The 1484-nt window shown below is 61.8% G+C and carries 1 protein-coding gene; it reads left to right on the top strand.

The window, feature by feature from the left end:
• The first annotated feature begins 191 nt into the window (after window positions 1-191).
• Window positions 192-1481: an IS4 family transposase gene (locus JQ587_RS36575; RefSeq protein WP_212428603.1), complete on the top strand. Its 1290-nt coding sequence runs from the start codon at window positions 192-194 to the stop codon at window positions 1479-1481.
• The last annotated feature ends 3 nt before the right edge of the window (window positions 1482-1484 follow it).

Genomic DNA, 1484 nt, shown 5'->3' with positions numbered 1-1484 from the left:
CCCTAGGGCATGCACACATCTTTCTTGGCAGGAAGTTGCCTTGGGGGATTCCCGAATCGGCACTTTGTGTGATTCCTATTGCGACACTTCGGCTTTGGCGGAGGTGTTGGCATGCTGTCAGGCATCGATTGGACCTTGGGCCGGTTCGGGGATTGTCGTCTCGATAAAGGGGGGCGGCTCTCGTCGAACGCATGGTTGCGGGCAATACGGTCTGCCTGCGTCGGCTTTCCAAGGGAGATCGCGCGCTGGAAGTGCGGTTCAACCGCTTTCTCGGCCACGACAAGGTGACGGCGGAGCGGATTATCGAAAGCTGGAGCGAACGCACGATCACCGCGGTGGAAGGCCGCCACGTGCTGGCCATCCAGGACACCAGCGAGATCCACTTCAACACGACGCCACAACGACGGCGCGGGCTCGGAGAAATCGGCAAAGGCAATAATTATGGCGTGCTGTTGCACCCGCTGCTGGCGGTGGATGCCGACGATGGCACCTGTCTTGGGCTTTTGAGCGGACAGATATGGACGCGCCAAGGCCGCCGCACGACCTCGCACGACAATCGGGAATTATCGGACAAGGAATCGCAGCGCTGGATATCCACCGCCGTTGCGGCCAGGCCGCTGCTCACCAAGGCCTCGGCGGTGACAGTGCTGGGGGATCGCGAGAGCGATATCTTTGCCCTTTATGCCAGTTCGGCCGAGCAGCACTTCCACGTCATCGCGCGCAGTATGCATGACCGCAAGCTTGCAGACCGCAACGCTTTATATGAGGTCAGCGATGCCATGGCCGCGGCGGATCGGCGTGCGGTCCAACTGCCTGCGCGCGCCGCACGGCCAGCACGTCTGGCCCAGCTCGAACTTCGCTTTGGCACGATCGAGCTTGCCCGCCCACAGAGCAAGTTCCTGCGCCATCTGCCGAAAAGCTTGCCGCTGGCGGTGGTCGACGTGCGCGAGATCAATGCCAAAACCGGCGTCGAGCCGCTGCACTGGCGGCTTCTCACCTCTCACGACGTCGCCGGCATTGAAGACGCCTGGCGTATCGTCCAATGGTACAAGCAGCGCTGGATTATCGAGCAGTTCTTCCGCGCCCTGAAGACGCAAGGCCTTAAGCTCGAAGACAGCCAGATCGGAACCGCCGATCGCCTTCTCAAGCTGGTCGCTATAGCCGCCAAGGCCGCCGTCATCACGATCCAGCTTCTGCAAGCGCGCGGTGGCGGTCAGCAGCTCAATCGCGTTGCCTTCAACGACGGCGAAATCGGTGCGCTTGCTGCTCTCAACAAGCAACTCGAAGCCAAGAGCAAACGACTCAAGAACCCGCATCCGCCCGACAGCCTCGCCTGGGCCGCCTGGATCATCGGCCGCCTCGGCGGTTGGGATGGCTATCCATCGTCCAAGCCGCCGGGCCCGATCACCTTCAAAAACGGCCTCGAATACTTCAAAGCCGCCGCAGCCGGATGGAGCCTCAGAGATACGTGCATGCCCTAGGGC

Source organism: Bradyrhizobium manausense (assembly GCF_018130615.1).
In the GTDB taxonomy this organism is placed as follows: Bacteria; Pseudomonadota; Alphaproteobacteria; order Rhizobiales; family Xanthobacteraceae; genus Bradyrhizobium; species Bradyrhizobium manausense_A.
This window is presented reverse-complemented; position numbering and strand designations above follow the sequence as displayed.

What these genes read in the sequence shown, in the direction of transcription:
- JQ587_RS36575 (WP_212428603.1), top strand. Translation starts at nt 192, where the DNA reads ATGGTTGCGGGCAATACGGTCTGCCTGCGTCGGCTTTCCAAGGGAGAT.